Consider the following 1,116-nt stretch of genomic DNA (forward strand, 5'->3'; position numbering starts at 1 on the left):
AAAGGCCGACGGCAAGGCGCTGGCCACCCCGCCCTTGTGCTCGAAGTCGAACCACGGCCGCACGTTCGCCTGCTGGCGCTTTTCCAGCGCTGCCTGCAGCGAAGCCGCGATCTCGGCACCCCGCGCCGCCGGCACCTTCACGGTGACGGCCTTCGCCTTGCCGTCGACGAAGGGCGTGATCCGGTGTTCGCCCTCGGGCAGGTAGACGATCTCGGTCGGGATGCCCTCCGTGGGCAGGGCGCTGGCAAAGGCAGTGATCAGATTCCGCATGAAGCGGGTCTAACCGGCCGGCCGCGGTCGGGCGAAATCAGGGAGCGGTCCCCGGGGTCCGTCGAGGGCCAGGCACCCGCTAGCGGGAGCGCCAGTCCGCCTCAGGGTAAGGGGTTCTCATTGAGGTTCAATCTCCGAGTCGCGGCGTGGTAGCGGGTTGTCCAGCCGCGCCTTGTTGTGCTTCTTGTTTTGGTATGAACGCGTAGGTCGCCCAAAGCCCCCCACAAAACATCAAGAACATCAGGCTGAAGAGCACGAAAGGAGGGGTCTTCTGAGCGAGCGAGTACGCCATGAAACCATCACGAATCTGCCCAGCGCCACCCCGGAGATTGAAACTGACAATCACCAGCGATGGCAGGAAGGCCATGAGTCCCATCGTCAGTCCAAGGCCACGCCAATCTCGGTCATCCAAAATACCGCAGAGATACAGGATAAGTCCCGTAGCCAGTGCGATTCCTGCACCAATATTTGCCACGAGGATCACGCCCTCCTGTTCCTTCCCAAGCTTCCGCTGCCTCGCTTTGTTCTTGGCGTGGGGAAGTCGCCTCGCCCACTTAATCGCGAGCCATCCGGCGATCGTTGCACCGATCAACCCGGATATGATTGGTCTCACGGTGTCGAAGTCCATTTCTCAGCACAACGTCAAAGAACAGGCGGCCCCAACCCCCATGGCGGCGCTCCCGATTCCCGTTGCCGGATGCAAGCACCGGAGCCGTCACGAAACAAGGCCGCTGTGAGGGGTCGCCCTGCTTCGGCTTGTTGAAACTGTCGAAAAACCCCACCCTGTTCCAGCCCGATTTCCTCCCGCTGGCCCGGCCACTGCTCCCCGGGACGCGAGCCATGGCA

The 1,116-nt window shown here is 62.5% G+C and carries 2 protein-coding genes; both read right to left on the reverse strand.

Annotated elements, in window-relative coordinates:
• A partial coding sequence (locus IG178_RS22325; RefSeq protein ID WP_193214810.1) for a hypothetical protein occupies window positions 1-270 on the reverse strand: 270 nt, incomplete at its 3' end.
• A 127-nt stretch (window positions 271-397) separates the two neighbouring features.
• A complete protein-coding gene (locus IG178_RS22330; protein WP_193214811.1) occupies window positions 398-898 on the reverse strand; it encodes a hypothetical protein in 501 nt (166 codons plus the stop codon).
• Window positions 899-1,116 lie beyond the last annotated feature (218 nt).

Source organism: Neoluteolibacter marinus (genome assembly GCF_014904755.1).
Taxonomy (GTDB): Bacteria; Verrucomicrobiota; Verrucomicrobiia; order Verrucomicrobiales; family Akkermansiaceae; genus Haloferula; species Haloferula marina.